The sequence below is a fragment of the Nocardioides sp. CF8 genome (assembly GCF_000389985.1).
GTDB lineage: Bacteria > Actinomycetota > Actinomycetes > Propionibacteriales > Nocardioidaceae > Nocardioides > Nocardioides allogilvus.
Genome location: NZ_CM001852.1, coordinates 2,672,355 through 2,689,802, shown reverse-complemented (window position 1 = coordinate 2,689,802; position 17,448 = coordinate 2,672,355). Strand labels below are relative to the sequence as shown.

Sequence of the window (17,448 nt, the reverse complement as noted above, 5' to 3'; positions counted from 1 at the left end):
ATTCCGGGACGCTGGGAGTCGAATCGGCAGCGATTCTCAGGGGACGTAGAGAGCTTCGACGTCCTGGCGGAACTCGCGCATCACGACGTTGCGCTTGAGCTTGAGGCTCGGGGTCAGGTGCCCGCGCTCCTCGGTCCACTCGTCGGGGAGGATCGTGAACTTGCGGATGGCCTCGGCGCGCGAGACGGCCTTGTTGGCGTCGTCGACGGCGAGCTGGATCTCGGCCAGCAGGTCGGCGTCGTCGATGTTGCTCTCCACCGAGCCGGACTTGCCACGCGCCTCGGCCCACGCCGGGAAGGACTCGCGGTCGATGGTCACCAGCGCGGCGATGAAGGGCTGGCCGTCGCCGACGACGACACACTGGTCGACGAGTGCGTGGGCACGCAGACGGTCCTCGAGCACGGCGGGCGCGACGTTCTTGCCCCCGGCGGTCACCAGGATCTCCTTCTTCCGGCCGGTGATCCGGACGAAGCCCTCGTCGTCGACCTCGCCCACGTCACCGGTGCGGAACCAGCCGTCGGTGAGGGCCTCCGCCGACGCGGCCTCGTTGTCCCAGTAGCCGCTGAAGACCTGGCCGCCCTTGAACAGGAGCTCGCCGTCGTCCGCGACGCGTACGGCGGTGCCGGGGATCGGCCGTCCGACCGTGCCGATCTTCTGGGCGTCCGGGAGATTGACCGTGAGGGCGGCCGTGGTCTCGGTCAGGCCGTAGCCCTCGAGCACGACCACGCCGATGCCGCGGTAGAAGTGGCCGAGCCGCTCGCCGAGCGGGGCGCCACCGGAGACGGCATGCGTGCACTCCCCGCCGAGGGCGGCTCGCAGCTTGGCGTAGACCAGCTTGTCGAAGAGGGCGTGCTGGGCGCGCAGGCGCAACGGCACTCGGCCTTTGTCCTGGGCGCGCGAGAAGGCGATCGCGGTCTCGGCGGCCCGGTCGAAGATCTTGCCCTTGCCGTCGGCGGTCGCCTTCTGGGACGCGGTGTTGAAGACCTTCTCGAAGACGCGCGGCACGGCCAGGATGAAGGTCGGCTTGAATACCTCGAGGTCGCCGAGCAGGTTCTTGATGTCGGCGCTGTGCCCGAGGCGCACGCGCTTCTTGATGCAGCCGACCTGGATGATCCGCGCGAACACGTGGGCCAGGGGCAGGAAGAGCAGCGTCGAGGCGCCCTCGGTGTCGAAGAGCCGGTCGAGCTCGTGGGTGGCCACACCCAGCTCGAACATGAAGTTGCCGTGGCTGAGCATGCAGCCCTTGGGTCGACCCGTCGTCCCGCTGGTGTAGATCAAGGTGGCCAGGTCGGCCGGCGTGGTCGCCGTACGACGCTCCTCGAGCGCCTCGTCGGAGATGTCCTGGCCGAGCTTGCCGAGCACGCTCACGGCGTTGTCGTCGATGGACCACACGTGGTTGAGCTCTGCGCCCGAGCCGGCCTCGCGTGCCTCACGCACCCGGGCCAGGTGGTCGGCGCCCTCGGCCACGACGGCCTTGGCGCCGGAGTCCTGCAGGATCCAGCCGATCTGCTCGGCGGAGGACGTCTCGTAGATCGGCACCGTCGCTGCGCCGGCGAACCAGATCGCGTAGTCGAGGAGGGTCCACTCGTAGCGCGTCTTGGAGATCAGCGCCACCCGGTCGCCGGCCTCGATGCCAGCGGCCATCAGGCCCTTGGCGACGGCGCTGACCTCGGCCAGGAACTCGGCGGCGGTGACCTCGTCCCAGCCGTCGCCGGTGTTGCGACTGAAGACGACGGCGTCGGCTGCCTCGCGCGCGTTGGTGACAACGTCATCGGTGAGGTTGCCCGCGGTGGGGATCTCGGTCGTCAACGGCGTGGCGAACTCGCGCACAGGGGGCCTCCTTCAAGGGACAGGTGCTCGCAGGCTATCGCTGCCTGCCGGCGCCGGGCGCGGTGGTCAGGGTCCGGTAGGGTCACCGCCATGGCCGAACAGACGACCTCGTCGATCGTGATCGACGCTCCACCCGCCGCGGTGATGGCGGTGATCGCCGACTTCGACTCCTACCCCACATGGGCCAAGGGCGTCACGACCGCCGACGTGACCGTGCCCGGTCCCGACGGCCGCGCGGAGCAGGTCTTCTTCGAGCTCGACGTCTCGCCGATCAAGGACGAGTACACCCTCGTCTACGAGTGGGACGGCGACCGTGAGGTCACTTGGACCCTGGGCGAGGGCAAGATGCTCAAGGCGCTGGACGGCAGCTACACCCTGCGCGACCTGGGCAACGGCTCGACCGAGGTCACCTACTCCTTGGCGCTCGACGTCTCGATCCCGCTGATCGGCATGCTCAAGCGCAAGGGCGAGAAGATCCTGATCGACACCGCGCTCAAGGGCCTGAAGAAGCGCGTCGAGTCGCTCTGAGCGCGCAGTCCTGACGCGTGCGGATCCTTCTCTTCACCGGCAAGGGTGGCGTCGGTAAGTCCACCGTCGCGGCTGGTACGGCGACACTCTCGGCCGCCTCCGGACAGCGCACGCTCGTGCTGTCGACTGACGCGGCGCACTCGCTCGCCGACGCGTTCGGTGCCCCGGCCGGCGCCGAACCCACCGAGGTCGCCCCCGGGCTGTTCGTCCAGCAGGTGGACGCCCAGCTGCGCTTCGAGCAGTCGTGGGCCGAGATCCAGTCCTATCTCCTGCGCGTGCTCGACGTCGCCGGCGTCGACCCGGTGGCGGCCGAGGAGCTGGCCGTCATCCCCGGTGCCGAGGAGGTGCTGGCCCTGCTCGAGCTGCGGGCCCAGGCGCTGAGCGGCCAGTGGGACGTCATCATCGTCGACTGCGCGCCGACCGCCGAGACGCTGCGGCTGCTCGCGCTGCCGGAGGCGCTCGGGTGGTACATGGAGCGGATCTTCCCGGTCGAGCGCAGGATCGTGAAGGCGCTCGGACCGATGCTGTCGAGGGCGGCGAAGGTGCCGATGCCGGAGGACTCGGTGTTCGGTGCGATCGAGCGCCTGCACGCCGAGCTCGACGAGGTCCACGAGCTGCTCACCGGCCCCGACGCCAGCGTGCGGATCGTCCTGACCCCCGAGTCGGTGGTGCTCGCCGAGGCGCGCCGCTCCTTCACGATGCTCTCGCTGTTCGGCTATCGCGTTGACGGCGTCGTGGTCAACCGCATCTTCCCGGCCGAGGACGCCGACGAGTGGCGTGCCGGCTGGGTCGCGGCCCAGGGCGAGGTGCTGGAGCAGGTCAGCGAGTCGTTCGCGGGCCTGCCGCTGTGGCGCTCGGTCTACCGCACCGGGGAACCGGTCGGCGTGAGCGCGCTGCACGACCTCGCCTGCGAGGTCTATGCCGGCGCCGACCCACTGGCCGTCCAGGAGGGCACGGGCCCCTTCCGGATCACCCGCACCACCTCGGGTGCCGTGGTGCACCTGGCCCTGCCCTACGTCACCCGCGAGGAGGTCGGTCTCGCCAGGCATGGCGACGAGCTCGTGGTCAGCGTGGCGTCGTATCGTCGTCTCCTCACGCTGCCGCCGGGGCTGAGTCGTCACCAGATCGCTGGTGCCCGCGTGGTCGGCGGCGAGCTCCAGGTCAGATTCAAGGAAGGGGCGTCGTGAGCGACACCGAAGACGGACGCGGCGCCGAGGTCGGCTCGCTCGCCGAAGAGGCGGCCAAGCTGTTCGGCGCCCTCAACGGCTGGGCGCGGGAGCAGGGCTCCGGGCTCGGTGACACCGTCACCGGGCTGTCCGAGCACGCCGCCGCCGCGGCCCACGACATCAACGACCACCTGGCCACCGGCTCCGCCGAGTGCACGGTCTGTCCCGTGTGCCGTGCCGTGCACGCCGTACGCCAGCTGAGCCCGGAGGTGAAGGCCCACCTGACCACGGCTGCGGCCTCGCTCGCCCAGGCGGCCGCCGGGATCCTGGCGACTGCGACACCGCCGGCCGGGTCGGACCGCGGCGGTGTCGAGCACATCGACCTCGACGACACCGGTGAGGAATGGCCCGAGGAGACGACGTGACGCCGGGCCCGTTGGCCTGCGGCATCGACGTCGGTGGCACCAAGATCGCCGGGGGAGTCGTGGACGCCCACGGACGCGTGCTCGAGGAGCTCCGGGTGGAGTCCCCGGCCGACGACGTCGAGGCGATCGAGGACGCGATCGCCGGCCTTGTCACCGACCTCGCCGCCCGCCACGACATCGCCTGTGTCGGTGTGGGTGCAGCGGGGTACGTCGACAGCCACCGTGCGCGCGTCCTGTTCGCCCCCAACCTGGCGTGGCGCGACCTCGACCTCAAGGCCGAGCTCGAGGCCAGGGTCCACCTGCCGGTCGTGGTGGAGAACGACGCCAACGCGGCCGCGTGGGGTGAGTTCGCCTTCGGCGCAGGCAAGGACGTCGACGACCTGCTCCTGGTCACCGTGGGCACCGGAGTCGGTGGTGGCATCGTCCTCGACGGACGACTGCACCGCGGCGCCTTCGGCATCGCCGCCGAGATCGGGCACCTGCGCGTCGTGCGCGACGGGATCCCCTGTGGGTGCGGCAACCTCGGGTGCCTGGAGGCCTACGGCTCAGGCACCGCGCTGGTCCGCGAGGCGCGTGCCGCTGCGCAGGGTGGCAGCGCACGCGACCTGCTCGACCGGGCCGGCGGCGACGTCGCCGCGATCACCGGCCCACTCATCACCGAGGCGGCACGGGCCGGCGACGGCTTCGCGATCGAGCAGCTGACCGCCCTCGGCACCTGGCTGGGGGAGGGCATCGCGTCACTGGCGGCCGTCCTCGACCCGGCGATGGTCGCCATCGGCGGCGGCGTCAGCGAAGCGGGCGACCTGCTGCTCGACCCGATCCGCACGGCGTTCGGCAGACAGCTCACCGGTCGTGGGCACCGTCCGGTTGCCGAGGTCCGTCAGGCGGAGCTCGGCACCACGGCGGGACTCATCGGTGCTGCGGATCTCGCCCGAGCCTGACCTGCGGGACTACTCCGTCAGGGCGGAGATGCGCAGGCCACCGTCGCAGGCACTGCCGATCACGCACCCGGTGGGCCTCGCCAGACCCGCCACGTTGCGCTGGAACCGCACGAAGAGGCGGACCGAGTCCTTGGGCCTCTCCTTCAGGCCGGTGGCGACCCCGTTGTCGTCGTAGGTCATCAGACAGGGGTCGTTGTCGTTGGCGCAGCCGAGCTTGTCGACGTAGGTCGAGGAGAAGGTGTTGCCGGCGCAGTCCCCGGTCGAGCTCACGCCGAAGGTCTTGGCGTAGATGTGGTAACCGCAGATGGTGATGGCCGTGAACTTGTAGACCGGGTAGACGTTGCCCGTGCCGCTGCCGTCCACCGTGGTCGGGTCGCAGGTGTTCCTGGCGCAGAACACCGGGACGATGATGGTCTGGCCGAGGAGACCGGTCCACTCGGCGACCGGCGTCTTGTTCTTGAGGTCGCTGATGCCGGTCTCAGCGTCGAGGCAGCTGATGCTCTTGTCGCCGTGGTCGTTGCAGTTGACCGTGAGGGAGGCTGACAGGGTGCTTGCCGACGCTGGGTTCTGGGGCGTCACCACCTCGGCAGGGTTGACGCAGCCCTCCCTCAGCACCTGGGCGACTGCGTCGGGGTTCATGCCGCCGTTGGGCGACCCGGGACAGTTCATGAACCACCAGTTGCCCCCGTTCTCGGCGCTGGGGCAACCGGAGCGACCGGCCGCCTGGCCGGGCTGGGCGATCTCCACGACGGCGCCCGGCATCGCTCCCACCGGGGGAACGTCGGCGGAGCAGATGCCGTAGGGGCGGAAGCGCTCCGCGGCTCCGGGCACGAACGTCACGGCGCGTGCGTCCGCGTCGGCCGTGATCGGGCCGCCGGGGCCGAAGTAGCTGGGGGTGTCGCGGTCGGCACCGTAGGTGACCTCGATGCCGCCGACGTAGCGGTCGGCGGGATCGGTGATGCAGCGAACGTTGAACTCGAGCTGCTGCTGGCCCCCGCGGTTGTCCTCGGCGACGTCGTTGGCCGCGTCTTCGGCCTCGAGCCTGAGGGCGCCGTTGGCCGCCAGCTGCTGGCAGGTGCCCACCTCGTCGGTGTAGACGAGGGCGCCTGCCAGCGCTCCGGCGTCCGTCGCTCCCTGGAGCTGCCGCTTGTTCGCGACAGCCTGGCCGGCGTCGACGACGATGCTGGCGAAGCCGAAGACGACGAAGAAGAAGAGCAGGGCCACGACGATGGCCATGGCACCGCGTTCGTCGCGCTTGCGACGGTTCAGCGGTACTCGCATCGGAACACCCCCCTGCCAGTCATGGCCACGTCGCCGAACCCGGGGAAGTCGAAGGTCGGGAGCGGCAGGCGGATCAGCGGCTCCGACGTGATCGCCAGCTCAACCGTGACCTCGGTGTTGGCCGCGGAGCCGGCGCACGGACGCTCGCAGGGCCCGGGCGTGCCGGTGAGCCTGAAGGCGGGAGCCGGATTCCTCACCCACGTCGCACCAAGGGCGCGTGCCTGGATCTGTCCACAAGCGGGCATCGAACGGTCGACAGCGGCGAACCGTGCCCCTTCGCGCGCGCCGTTGTCCAGCGAGATCTGCTGGCCGAAGGCGAAGCCGAAGTTGACGATGCCCGCGACGACCAGGAGCAGCGGCATGATGACCAGCGCGAATTCGAGGGCAGCGGCGCCCTCTTCGTCCCGGCGTCTGCGCGCGTGCTTGAGCAGCTGCATTCCCACTCCTTGATCCGGTCGCGCTCGCGACAACAGATGGAGACTAGGGAAGGTCGGGGCGTGAGGGGGCACGGCTGACCCAAAATGACCCGAGCGTCATGCCCGGGATAGCCCATTGGGACTATTTGCCTGACCGATCGGTCCAGGCGGATGCGAAGAACTGACGTCGTCAGCGATTCATCGCTATCTGGCGCAGCCCCCCGTCGCACGCATCGCCCAGGTCGCACTTGACCACCGTGACCCCGCTGACCTCCTGGACGAACCTCAGGAACAACCGCATGGACTCCTTGGGTTTCCTGTTCGGCGCGGGGGTGCCGTCCGCGTTCCACGCGGGAAGACATGCGTCGTTGGCGCCCGAGCAGCCCAGGAGATCGGCGTAGCTGTCGGTGAACGTGTTGCCGGCACAGTCACCGTCAGCGCTCGCGTCCGAGCCCTTGTCGTACATGTGGTAGCCGCAGACGACCACGGCAGCGAGCTTGAAGACGGGATAGACACGGCCCGTGCCTGCCCCGTCGACCGTTGTCGGTGAGCAGGTGGGAATCGAGCAGAAGACGGGCACGACGATGGTCTCGCCCAAGATGTCGCCCCAGGCGCTCACCGGGTCCGGGTTGGACAGGCTGCTGCCGCCGGTGTCGGCGTCCAGGCAGGAGGGACTGACATCGCTCTGGGCCGTGCAGTGTGCCGTGAGCGACGAGGACAGGGATGCGGGGGACGTCGCGTCCTGGGGCGTCACGACCTCCGCACCGTTGGCACAGCCGTCGCGGATCGCGGTCGCAACCTCGTGCGGGTTCATCCCGGAGCTGGAGGTGCCGGGACAGCTCATGAACCACCAGTTGCCGCCTCCCTCGACGTCCGGACACCCCGAACCGCCGTGTGCCTGCCCCGGCCCCTTGACCTCGATCACTCCGGTGGGCATCGAGCTGACGGGAGGGACGTCGAGGGAGCACAGGCCATAGGGGCGCAGCTTGAGATCGCTGCCGGGGACGAAAACGACGGCGCTCGCCTCACGCTCGGTGGTGATCCCCTCTCCGTCCTGGCCGCCGCTGAAGTAGGTCGGGGTGTCGCCGGATGCGCGGTAGGTGACCTGCAACGCACCCTCGTAGGGCCCCGTCGTCAGGCACTCCACGTCGAAGTCCTCATTGACCTGGGCGGCTCGGTTCTCGGTCGCGATCGCTTCTGCTGCGGCCTCGGCCTCGTCCGAGAAGGCCGCCTTCAGCTGGGGGCAGCTGCCGGGTTCTCCGGCGAACCGCTTCGCGCCGGCCAAGGCCCCTGCATCCGCTGCCGTCTGCAGCTGTCGCTTCGAGGTGTATGCCACGCCGAGGTCCGCCACGAAGGCGGCGATCGTGAACAGCACGACCGACAAGATCGCGACCATCACCGCGACGGCGCCTTCCTCGTGACGGCGCCGTTGGCTCAGTTGTGCTCGCACCGGAAGATTCCCTCCCCCTCGATGTCAATGCCACGCGGGAAGCCCGGGATCGGCATCGGAACGAGGAAGTCGCTGTAGTAGCTCAGGGTCACCGTGAGGTTGGTCGCGGCGGTCGAGCCGGCGCACGGCCTCTCGCACGGGCCCGTGGCACCGCTCAGTGCATACAGCGGGTCACCAGGGTTCATTCCGACGGTTGCTGCCGCGTTTCTTGCCTCAGCCTCGATGTCACCACAGGCGCGACCTTCGACGTCCACCACGGCGAACCTGGCGGCCTGGCGAGCACTGTTGCTGAGCGACAGCTGTTGGGTGAGCACGATTCCCACGTTGAAGATGCCGAAGAAGAGCAGCAGGAGAATGGGCGCGACGAGGGCGAACTCAAGAGCCGCTGCGCCCTCTTCAGCGTTGTGTCGGCGACGGTGACCAGACATGTTGCCCTCCACGAAGTTGCTGCGAGGCTAGGTAGGGCCTCGGTGGCCCACGACCGAAGTCGGGCATCGTTACCCCAAATGGAGTAGGCGGGTTCCCGGTGCGACAGGATCTGGGTGTGAACTCAGCGAATGCGCCTGTCTGGATCGGCGTCGATGTCGGGGGCACCAAGGTGCTCGCCGGAGTGGTCGACGAGTCCGGGCGTGTGTCACGCACCGCCCGGCGGGCCACACCCGGACGTCGTGTCGACATCGGACAGGTCGAGGACGCGCTCGAGGCCGCGGTGCTCGAGGCCGCCGACGGCGCCACGATCGCCGGGGTCGGTGTCGCCGCCGCCGGCTTCGTCGACGCGCCCGGCGAACGCGTGATGTTCGCCCCGCACCTGCCCTGGCAGGGCGAGGAAGTCCGCCGGCGGCTGAGCGAGCGCTGGGGTGTCCCAGTGGTCCTCGACAACGATGCCAACTGCGCGGCCCTCGCCGAGTGGACGTACGGCGCCGCGCGAGGCGCCACGTCCGCGGTCGTGGTCACGATGGGCACCGGTATCGGCGGCGGGATCCTGATGGCCGGCCGGCTCGTGCGGGGCGCCAACGGCATGGCGGGGGAGTTCGGCCACATGCAGGTCGTGCCCAACGGTCACCCGTGCGAGTGCGGGGGACAGGGCTGCTGGGAGCAGTACTCCTCCGGCAACGCCCTCGTGCGGTTCGCCCGCCAGGCCATGGGCGAGCAGCCGTCGGTGCTCGAGGAGGCGTGTGGTGGCAACCCCGACAACCTCACCGGCCCGATGGTGACCGATGCGGCCGAGGAGGGCGACCTCGTCGCCCGTCAGGCGTTCGCCTCGGTCGGTGACTGGCTGGGCATCGGCGTCGCCAACCTCGTGGCCGCCCTTGACCCCGAGGTCGTGGTCATCGGCGGCGGGGTCTCCCAGGCGGGCGACCGGCTGCTCGAACCGGCCCGCAACGCGCTGCAGCGCTCACTGGTCGGGGCGGCCCACCGCGGCGTACCGCCCATTGTGTCGGCCCTGCTCGGTCCCGAGGCGGGACTCGTGGGTGCGGCCGAGCTGGCGCGCCGCGCGGGGGATCAGCCCCGGCGGTAGCCCGGGATCAACTCCAGCGCGAGCTGCTCGAGGAACAGCCCGACGTCGGTGACGATGCCCTTGGCCTGGCTCGAGCCGCGGTCGGCGAGCTTGGTCACCGTCGCCGGGTTGATGTCGACGCAGACGAGCGGGATCGACGCCGGCAGGATGTTGCCGGTCGCGACGGAGTGCAGCATCGTCGCCACCATCAGGCAGAAGCCCACGCCGGTGAGCTCGGCGCGCATCGCGCGCTGGCCCTCGATGACGTCGGTGTAGACGTCGGGCAGCGGCCCGTCGTCGCGGACCGAGCCGACGAGCACGAAGCGCTTGTCGTGCTTGACCAGGGCGTGCATGATGCCGCCGGTCAGGACACCGTTCTCGACCGCTGCCCGGATGGAGCCCTGCTTGCGGATCGTGTTGAGCGCGCGGATGTGGTGCTCGTGGCCGTGCTCGACACCGCGGCCCATGGCGAGGTCGACGCCGAGGCTGGTGCCGTAGAGCGAGGACTCGATGTCGTGGGTGGCGAGCGCGTTGCCGGCGAAGAGCACGTCGACGAAGCCGGCGTTGACCAGCTCCACCATCGCGGGGGCGGCACCGGTGTGCACGACGCCCGGGCCACCGACCCAGAGCACGTGCTTGCCGGCGGCCTTGGCCTCGCGCATGCCGTCGGCGACCTGGCGCACCAGCACCGCCTGGGGCTTCTCGCTCGACACGTCGGACTCCATGAAGCCGAAGGAGTCGCCACCCTTCTCGATCACGGGCACGGTCACCTTGATGCCCGAGGCGCCGGTCACGACGTTCATGCCGATCTTCACGTCCGACATCGGGAGCGTGTAGACGCGCTCGCCGTCGACGACCAGGCCGCAGTCCATCTCGGGGTTCTCCACCTCGAACCATTTGCCGCCGAGGCGGATCTTGGTGGCGAGGTTGGTGGTGGAGTAGAAGCCGTCCGGGAAGACGCCGTCGAGGTCGGCGACGGTCACCGACGCCTCACCGGGATCGATCTGGTTGACCCCACGGGTCTGCAGGCGCATCAGCAGCCGCTGGAGGGACTCGTCGTCCTCGGCGGTCACCAAGATCGTCGCCCGGCTGGTGTCGGAGGCCTCGTGGCCGACGTCGAACCGGTCGATGACGTAGTCACCGCCGTACTCCCGGATGTCGTCGAGGATGCGGGAGAGGATCCCGCTGTCCATCAGGTGGCCGGTGACTTCGACGCTCTCGCTCACACTCACGCGGCCGACACTAGCGCCGGCGCAAGGCCGTCCGCACACGGCGGGGGGTCAGATGCGGGAGCCGTCGTCCCAAGGCTCGCGAGGGGTGCGCGACATGGTCGCGACGAGGTAGATGAAGCCTCCGACGAACCAGCCGACGAGCAGGTAGTCGAGCACCGTCGGCAGGTCGATCTGGAAGACCAGCATGAACAGCACCACGACCGGCGCCCCGAACAGTCCGGCCCACGCGACGGCCCGCTTGGGCTCCGGTCGCGGCAGCGGCGGCGGGGGCGGCGGGACGAAGCGCTCCGCCTCGTCGTACGGCGCAGCGCCGGCCACCACCGGTGGGGGAACGGGCTCCGGCGCGGGCGCGGGGCGCTCGTCGGGGGCCTGTTCGTCGAGATCGGCGCGGTCGCCGAAGTTGTCGACGATGTCTCGCCACGCGGCCTGGTCGGCTTCGTCGTGCGCGCGCTCGTTGTCGCCCGGTCCGCTCACAGGGGAAACGGTAACCCGGGCCCGGAAAAGGTCGACCTCGGTTTCGACACGGCGCTGGCGCGCCTGCTCAACCAGCGGTCGGGCGGTGGCCTCGGTTTCGAGACGGTCGCTGCGCGACCTCCTCAACCTCCGTACTCGTCAGGCGGTGACCCGCGCGATGAACTCGGCCGACTCGGTGAAGATCGTCTCGGCGTCGTTGTCGAGGGTGGCGACGTGATAGCTCTCGGCCAGGGAGCGCTCGGTGAACTGGCGCGAGGACACCGACTTCTTGATGATGGCCAGCGACGTCTCGTCGACGACGTGGTCGTCGACGGACTTGAAGAAGAGGATCGGCGAGGTGATCTTGGCCAGGTCGGCGCGCAGCGGCTTCCAGCCGTGCCACATCATCGAGTAGGCGGCCTTGAGCGGGGTCTTGGGATAGGCGTACTCATCGACGCCTTCCTTCTTGATGTCGTTGGCGATCGCGGGGAAGGCGCGCACGAGGAAGCGCAGCACCGGCAGCGCCTTGACGTCGATCCGGGTCGTGTTCACGGCTGGGTTGACCACGACGACGCCCGCCACCTCGTCGGGCCGGTCGGCGGCCAGGCGGAGCACGAGCGCTCCGCCGAGGGAGAGGCCGCACACCGCGACGGCGTCGTTGTCCGCACGCAGCTTGTCGAAGGACGCCGACAAGGCGGCGTACCACTCGCGCCACCCGACCTTGTTGAGGTCCTGCCAGCGGGTGCCGTGGCCCGGCAGCAGCGGCAGCTCGACCGCGAATCCGCGGGCGGCCAGTGCCTCGGCCCACGGGCGCATCGAGGCGGGGGAGCCGGTGAATCCGTGGCTGACCAGGACGCCGATCTTCCGGCCGTCGGTGAGGTCGGGTCGCGCGGGGGCGGAGAACGGCTCGGCCGTCGGCTGGATCAGCATGCGCCGATTGTGCACCAGCCGGACTACTCCTCGGGCCCTGCTCACGAGATGGCCATCGGGGCTAGGCTCACCCCGTGCTGTATTGGTTCTTGAAGTGGATTGCCATCGGTCCCGTCCTCCGCATCGTCTTTCGTCCCAAGGCCTACGGCGTGGAACACGTGCCCGCCGACGGGCCGGCGATCCTGGCGAGCAACCACCTCTCCTACGCCGACTGGCTGTTCATGCCGCTGACGCTGCCGCGGCGGGTGACGTTCGTGGCGAAGGCCGAGTACTTCACCTCGCCCGGCATCAAGGGCTGGTTCCAGAAGAAGTTCTTCGCCGGCTCCGGCCAGGTGCCGATCGACCGCACCGGGGCCAACGCCGCCGAGGGCGCGATGAAGTCGGCGATGAAGATCCTGGCCGAGGGTGAGCTGTTCGGCATCTATCCCGAGGGCACGCGCAGCCACGACGGCAAGCTCTACCGCGGCAAGACCGGCGTCGCCCGGCTCGCGCTGGAGACCGGCGCCCCGGTGGTGCCGTGCGCGGTCGTCGGCACCGACGTGGTGGCACCGACGGGCAAGATGTTCGGCCAGTGGACCCGGCCGGTCGTCCGCTTCGGCCCGCCGCTGGACTTCTCGCGCTATGAGGGCATGGCCAACGACCGTTACATCCTGCGCGCAGTCACCGACGAGATCATGTACGAGGTCATGCGTCTCTCCGAGCAGGAGTACGTCGACATGTATGCCACCAAGGCCAAGGACCTCGCCAAGGCCGCGGCCGCGGCCGCCAAGGAGCAGGCCGAGGCACCTGACTCCACGCCTACGGAGAAGAAGGCGTCCTGACACCGCGCGACCTCGACCCCGCAGCGGTGCGCGCGGGCGCTGCCGTCGAGGACCGGCTCTTCCGGGCGCTGGCCCTGGTGCGGGTCGTGGTCACCATCAACATGGTGGTCCTCAACGTCTACCGGCGCGACAACTACGACCATCCCTGGGCCGCCGTGGGGCTGATCGCGGCGCTGGTGGCCTGGACGGGCTACGCCATCCGGGCCTCGACGAGCGCACAGCGGCGTACGACCACCTTCCTCGCCCTCGACCTCGCCTGGGCGATCGCCGCGATCGCGGCGACCCCCGTGCTCAAGGGCGACGACTTCAACGCCACCATCCCGGGCTTCTGGGTGATGGGGGCGCTGCTCGCGTGGGCGATCCACTGGCACTGGAAGGGCGGACTGGTCGCGGGCGCGCTGCTGTCGATCACCGACCTCGGCCTGCGCGACGGCGTCGACCAGGCCAACTACGGCAACGTCTTCCTGCTGATGATCGGCGGGCCGATCGTCGGCTACATGTGCGAGTCGCTGCAGCGGATGGCGGCCGAGCGCGACGCCGCCGAGCGTGCGGCGGCAGCTGCCGAGGAGCGCACCCGGCTGGCGCGTGCCGTGCACGACGGGGTGCTGCAGGTGCTGGCGCTGGTCCAGCGCCGGGGCGCCGGCTCGGCCGACGCCGAGATCGCTGACCTCGCGCGCCTGGCCGGCGAGCAGGAGCGCGTGCTGCGCTCGCTGATCCGCCAGCAGGGCACGGTCACCACCGGCCCGGCCGTGCGCGACCTGGCGGGGATGCTCGAGGAGATCGCGACCGGGCACGCACTGCGCGTCGAGCTCGCCACGCCCGGAGTGCCGGTGCCGCTGCCCGGCGACGTCGCCCACGAGGTGGTCGCGGCAGTCGGGTCGTGCCTCGACAACGTGGAGACCCACGTCGGCCCCGACGCCCGGGCATGGGTGCTGCTCGAGGTGCTGCCCGACACCGTCGTGGTCTCGGTCCGCGACGACGGCCCGGGCATCCCACCCGGGCGCCTGGAGTCGGCCGTGCGCGAGGGCCGGCTCGGCGTGAGCGAGTCGATCCGAGGCAGGATCGAGGACCTGGGCGGCACGGCGACGCTCGACACCGGAACACACGGAACTGAATGGGAGCTGACGATTCCGCGATGACCGACACCGTCCGCACGATCATCTGGGACAGCCACTGCTCCTTCTGCCACCGGTGGGCGAAGGTGCTGGCCTGGCTCGACGTGACCGGGGCCCACCGCTTCGTCGGCACCGCCGAGCCGGGGGCCCACGCCGATCCGCGGGTCACCCCCGAGGACACCGACCGGGCGCTGCAGCTCCTCACCCCGGGTGGACGCTACGAGGGCTACGACGCCATCCGCCGCGTCCTCGCCCGCTCACCGCTGACGTTCTGGCTGGCGCCGCTGCTGTGGCTGCCGCCGGTCCGGGCGCTGGGCGAACGGGTCTACTGGAAGGTCGCGGCGAGCCGCACCTGCGCCCTGGGTACGCCGCAGCCGCCGTTGAAGATGCCCTGGAGGAAGTCGTGACCATCCACTCCGAACACCCCTTCGCCACGCCCGCCGAGGATCGCGATGCCGCCCGTCGGCTGCGCGGCCGGCTCGGCGGCCAGGTGTCGCTCTGGACCACCGGTGCCGGGGCCGCGCGCGCCGGGCTGACGGTGTCGTCGCTGATGGTCGCGGTGAGCGAGCCGTCGTACGTCGTCGGCCTGCTCGACCCCGACTCCGACCTCGCCGAGCGGTTGCGCGACACCGACGGTGCACGTTGCGTCGTGCAGCTCCTCGAGTGGCGCCACCACGACCTGGCCGAGAAGTTCGCCGGGCAGATGCCGGCCCCCGGCGGGCTGTTCGCGGCGGACACCTGGGTCGAGACGCCCTTCGGCCCCCGCCTCGCCGACGCCGAGACCTGGGCCGACTGCGTCGTCCACGACGTGCGCGAGATCGGCTGGTCGATCGAGGTCACCTGCCGGATCGAGTCGGCCAGCCTGGGCATCCTCGACGACGGGTTGCAGCACCGGCGCGGTCGCTACTCGCACTAGGGTCGCCGCATGAGCGAGCCGATCCGGATCATGGTCGTCGACGACCACCCCATGTGGCGCGACGCCGTGGAGCGCGACCTGGCCGCGGCGGGGTACGACGTGGTGGCCGTGGCCGCCGACGGCCACCAGGCGCTCGCCCGCTTCCCGGCCGCACGCCCGCAGGTCGTCGTGCTCGACCTGCAGATCCCGGGGCCCAACGGCGTCGAGGTGACCGCGCAGGTCCTGCAGCAGGACCCGTCCGCCCGGGTGTTGATCCTGTCGGCGTCAGGCGAGCAGAACGACGTGCTCGAGGCCGTGAAGGCAGGGGCGACCGGCTATCTCGTGAAGTCGGCGTCGCGCGAGGAGCTGATCGATGCCGTACGGCGGGTGGCGGCCGGCGACACGGTCTTCACGCCCGGCCTGGCCGGCCTGGTGCTGGGCGAGTTCCGGCGGATGGCCGAGGGGCCCGCCGACGACCCGCGCGACGAGCTGACCGAGCGCGAGACCGAGATCCTCAAGATGGTGGCCAAGGGGATGAGCTACAAGCAGATCGCCGAGCGCCTCGTGATCTCGCACCGCACGGTGCAGAACCACGTGCAGAGCACCCTGCGCAAGCTGCAGATGAACAACCGCGTGCAGCTGACCCGCTGGGCCATCGAGCACGGCCTCGACGATGACGAGTGAGTGGCGACGAGCCACCCCCGCTGACGCCGGGCCGCTGACCGACCTCGAGCGCGACGCTAACCTGGTCGGGCTCGCCCACGTCTTCGGCGAGCGGCCGTTCCCCTACGACGCAGTGCTGACCCGGTGGGTGCTCGTGCTCGACGACCCCGAGGTCGTCACCGAGGTGGTGGCCGGCGATCGGGGGCTGGTGGCGTTCGCGGCGTACGACCACGAGTCGCTGCGCCACCTCGCCGTGCATCCCGATGCGTGGGGCCGCGGCCTCGGCCGCGAGGGCGTCGGTCGGTCGGGCGCCAGCCGCTTGTGGGTGCTCGAGCTGAACCACCGTGCGCGCGGGCTCTACGAGTCGCTCGGCTGGGCGCCGACCGGCGTCACCCAGGAGTGCCCGTGGGAGCCGCACCCGACCGAGCTGGAGTACAGCCGTGACTGACCCGGTCTCCGGCACGTGGCAGATCGTCGCCAGCAGCCTGCCGTTCTGGCGATCGCGCTCGGCGCCCGCCGTGAGCTATCTGCCGCTGCCCGACGGCCGCGTCCTCGACGCGGTGACCTACGTCCGCGGCGGCCGCGACAAGCTCGTGCTCGGCTTCGACACCCGTACCGACTCCGGCTTCGAGTGGCGCGGCCTGCAACACGTCACCCGGCTGACGACCAGCCGCTGGCAGGTGATCGCCTCCGACGAGACTGCCGGCGATCCCGCCGACCGATGGGCTGTCACGGCCTTCGACAAGACGCTCTTCACGCCGGCGGGCGTCGACATCTACTGCCGCGCGCGCGACATCTCACCCGTCGCCCGGGCCGCAGCCACGGCCGCGCTGGCCGCTGCGGGACTGGCCCACCACCCGCTCGCCGACACGTCTGCCTAGGCTCAGCCTGTGACCGACTCGCTCCTCGAGATCGCCGACCAGCTCTACGGGCTGCCGCTGGCCGAGTTCACGCCTGCTCGCGACGCGCTGGCCAAGGAGCACAAGTCGGACAAGTCGTTCGCGTCCCGGGTCAAGGCGCTGCGCAAGCCGTCCCTGGCCGCGTGGGTCGTCAACCTGCTCGTACGGCGCGACGCACCGCAGGTCGAGCAGGTGCTCGCCGTCGGGGCAGCCCTGCGGGAGGCCCAGGCCAACCTCGACGGCGAGGAGCTGCGGGCGCTGACCCGCCAGCGCCGCCAGCTGACCGCGGCGGTGACCACCCAGGCCCGCGGGTTGGCCCACGACGAGGGTGTCAAGGTCACCCAGGCCGTCGCCGACCAGGTCGAGGCCACGCTGACGGCCGCGATGGTCGACGAGGGCGCGGCGAGCGCTGTCCGCAGCGGGCTGCTCGTGGCCGCCCTGGCTGCCACGGGTGTCGGCCAGGTCGACGTCGCGGGAGCGCTGGCGGTGCCGGAGGCGGCCGGCTTCGTCGCCGTACCCCGCGAGGCGGCGGTGCCCCCGCGCCCCGACCTGCACCTCGTCCCGGACCCCGAGGCAGACGAGAAGGCCCAGCGGGCGGCCGCGAAGATGGTCGACGAGGCGCGCGCGGAGGTCGAGGCGGCACGCGAGGCCCTGACCGCGGCCAGCGACGAGGTCGAGGCCCTGCAGGCGAAGTCGTTGCAGCTGCAGGCCGAGGTCGACGAGCTGAAGGGCCGCATCGCCCAGCTGGAGAGCGACCTCGAGGAGAACGACGACGAGCTCTCCGACGCCGAGGACGTGAGGGCCGAGGCGGCGGACACCGTCGCCGAGACCGAGGCGGAGCTGGCCAGGGCCGAGGCCGCGCTCGCGCGCTTGAGCTAGCTGTGATGTCCAGGCACGTTGGTCAG

General features: G+C 70.7%; 21 protein-coding genes. 13 read left to right on the top strand and 8 right to left on the bottom strand.

Annotation, left to right across the window (positions count from 1 at the left end; translation table 11 throughout):
* Positions 1–36: 36 nt before the first annotated feature.
* Entirely contained in the window at positions 37–1,830 is a 1,794-nt protein-coding gene (locus CF8_RS13115) for an AMP-dependent synthetase/ligase (protein WP_010833591.1), read from the bottom strand.
* A 90-nt stretch (positions 1,831–1,920) separates the two neighbouring features.
* On the opposite strand from CF8_RS13115, the gene CF8_RS13110 reads away from it, so the two are divergent.
* From CF8_RS13110 to CF8_RS13095, 4 genes are read left to right on the top strand one after another with little or no spacing between them, the layout of a single operon-like run.
* Entirely contained in the window at positions 1,921–2,358 is a 438-nt protein-coding gene (locus CF8_RS13110; protein ID WP_010833590.1) for an SRPBCC family protein, read from the top strand.
* Between the two features lie 17 nt (positions 2,359–2,375).
* Positions 2,376–3,545 carry an ArsA family ATPase gene (locus CF8_RS13105; protein WP_010833589.1) on the top strand — a complete coding sequence of 390 codons (1,170 nt, stop codon included), beginning with the start codon at positions 2,376–2,378 and terminating at the stop codon, positions 3,543–3,545.
* Positions 3,542–3,949 carry a hypothetical protein gene (locus CF8_RS21040; protein WP_010833588.1) on the top strand — a complete coding sequence of 136 codons (408 nt, stop codon included), beginning with the start codon at positions 3,542–3,544 and terminating at the stop codon, positions 3,947–3,949. The genes CF8_RS13105 and CF8_RS21040 overlap by 4 nt, the downstream gene beginning before the upstream one ends.
* Entirely contained in the window at positions 3,946–4,890 is a 945-nt protein-coding gene (locus tag CF8_RS13095) for an ROK family glucokinase (protein ID WP_232211510.1), read from the top strand. Before CF8_RS21040 ends, CF8_RS13095 begins: the two co-directional genes overlap by 4 nt.
* A gap of 9 nt (positions 4,891–4,899) precedes the next feature.
* Here the strand turns inward: CF8_RS13095 and CF8_RS13090 are convergent, their stop codons facing one another.
* From CF8_RS13090 to CF8_RS13075, 4 genes are all read right to left on the bottom strand, one after another.
* Positions 4,900–6,171 (bottom strand): pilus assembly protein TadG-related protein, encoded by a 1,272-nt coding sequence (locus CF8_RS13090; RefSeq protein WP_010833586.1) that lies wholly within the window; start codon positions 6,169–6,171, stop codon positions 4,900–4,902.
* Positions 6,156–6,608: a TadE/TadG family type IV pilus assembly protein gene (locus tag CF8_RS21035; protein ID WP_010833585.1), complete on the bottom strand. Its 453-nt coding sequence runs from the start codon at positions 6,606–6,608 to the stop codon at positions 6,156–6,158. Before CF8_RS21035 ends, CF8_RS13090 begins: the two co-directional genes overlap by 16 nt.
* A 169-nt stretch (positions 6,609–6,777) precedes the next feature.
* Complete coding sequence (locus CF8_RS13080; RefSeq protein ID WP_010833584.1) at positions 6,778–8,037, bottom strand: pilus assembly protein TadG-related protein; 1,260 nt, start codon at positions 8,035–8,037, stop codon at positions 6,778–6,780.
* Positions 8,022–8,465, bottom strand: coding sequence for a TadE/TadG family type IV pilus assembly protein (locus CF8_RS13075; RefSeq protein ID WP_036490990.1), 444 nt, complete (start codon positions 8,463–8,465; stop codon positions 8,022–8,024). The genes CF8_RS13080 and CF8_RS13075 overlap by 16 nt, the downstream gene beginning before the upstream one ends.
* Before the next feature lie 116 nt (positions 8,466–8,581).
* On the opposite strand from CF8_RS13075, the gene CF8_RS13070 reads away from it, so the two are divergent.
* On the top strand, positions 8,582–9,556 hold the full coding sequence (locus tag CF8_RS13070; protein WP_051204215.1) for an ROK family protein: 975 nt from the start codon (positions 8,582–8,584) through the stop codon (positions 9,554–9,556).
* Here CF8_RS13070 and CF8_RS13065 read toward each other — a convergent pair.
* The 3 genes from CF8_RS13065 to CF8_RS13055 all read right to left on the bottom strand — a co-directional run bounded on the left by CF8_RS13065 (position 9,541) and on the right by CF8_RS13055 (position 12,150).
* The gene (locus CF8_RS13065) at positions 9,541–10,767 is read right to left on the bottom strand and encodes an ornithine cyclodeaminase (protein ID WP_036490987.1); all 1,227 of its coding nucleotides are present in this window, start codon (positions 10,765–10,767) and stop codon (positions 9,541–9,543) included. The genes CF8_RS13070 and CF8_RS13065 overlap by 16 nt on opposite strands.
* A gap of 48 nt (positions 10,768–10,815) precedes the next feature.
* Positions 10,816–11,241 carry a hypothetical protein gene (locus CF8_RS21030; RefSeq protein WP_010833581.1) on the bottom strand — a complete coding sequence of 142 codons (426 nt, stop codon included), beginning with the start codon at positions 11,239–11,241 and terminating at the stop codon, positions 10,816–10,818.
* A 138-nt stretch (positions 11,242–11,379) separates the two neighbouring features.
* Positions 11,380–12,150, bottom strand: coding sequence for an alpha/beta hydrolase (locus tag CF8_RS13055; RefSeq protein WP_010833580.1), 771 nt, complete (start codon positions 12,148–12,150; stop codon positions 11,380–11,382).
* Positions 12,151–12,224: 74 nt separating this feature from the next.
* On the opposite strand from CF8_RS13055, the gene CF8_RS13050 reads away from it, so the two are divergent.
* Genes CF8_RS13050 through CF8_RS13015 form a run of 8 tightly spaced genes read left to right on the top strand, consistent with a single transcriptional unit; the run spans position 12,225 to position 17,422 of the window.
* Positions 12,225–12,971: a lysophospholipid acyltransferase family protein gene (locus CF8_RS13050; protein WP_036490985.1), complete on the top strand. Its 747-nt coding sequence runs from the start codon at positions 12,225–12,227 to the stop codon at positions 12,969–12,971.
* 26 nt (positions 12,972–12,997) lie between these two features.
* Entirely contained in the window at positions 12,998–14,110 is a 1,113-nt protein-coding gene (macS, locus tag CF8_RS13045) for a MacS family sensor histidine kinase (protein ID WP_010833578.1), read from the top strand.
* A complete protein-coding gene (locus tag CF8_RS13040) occupies positions 14,107–14,493 on the top strand; it encodes a thiol-disulfide oxidoreductase DCC family protein (RefSeq protein ID WP_036490982.1) in 387 nt (128 codons plus the stop codon). Before macS ends, CF8_RS13040 begins: the two co-directional genes overlap by 4 nt.
* The gene (locus CF8_RS13035) at positions 14,490–15,002 is read left to right on the top strand and encodes a flavin reductase family protein (RefSeq protein WP_010833576.1); all 513 of its coding nucleotides are present in this window, start codon (positions 14,490–14,492) and stop codon (positions 15,000–15,002) included. The genes CF8_RS13040 and CF8_RS13035 overlap by 4 nt, the downstream gene beginning before the upstream one ends.
* A gap of 9 nt (positions 15,003–15,011) precedes the next feature.
* The gene (locus tag CF8_RS13030; protein WP_010833575.1) at positions 15,012–15,665 is read left to right on the top strand and encodes a response regulator; all 654 of its coding nucleotides are present in this window, start codon (positions 15,012–15,014) and stop codon (positions 15,663–15,665) included.
* Positions 15,655–16,092 (top strand): GNAT family N-acetyltransferase, encoded by a 438-nt coding sequence (locus tag CF8_RS13025; protein ID WP_010833574.1) that lies wholly within the window; start codon positions 15,655–15,657, stop codon positions 16,090–16,092. The genes CF8_RS13030 and CF8_RS13025 overlap by 11 nt, the downstream gene beginning before the upstream one ends.
* Positions 16,085–16,525, top strand: a complete 441-nt coding sequence (locus CF8_RS21025; RefSeq protein ID WP_010833573.1) for a hypothetical protein — start codon at positions 16,085–16,087, stop codon at positions 16,523–16,525. Before CF8_RS13025 ends, CF8_RS21025 begins: the two co-directional genes overlap by 8 nt.
* A 9-nt stretch (positions 16,526–16,534) precedes the next feature.
* The gene (locus CF8_RS13015; protein WP_010833572.1) at positions 16,535–17,422 is read left to right on the top strand and encodes a hypothetical protein; all 888 of its coding nucleotides are present in this window, start codon (positions 16,535–16,537) and stop codon (positions 17,420–17,422) included.
* The last annotated feature ends 26 nt before the right edge of the window (positions 17,423–17,448 follow it).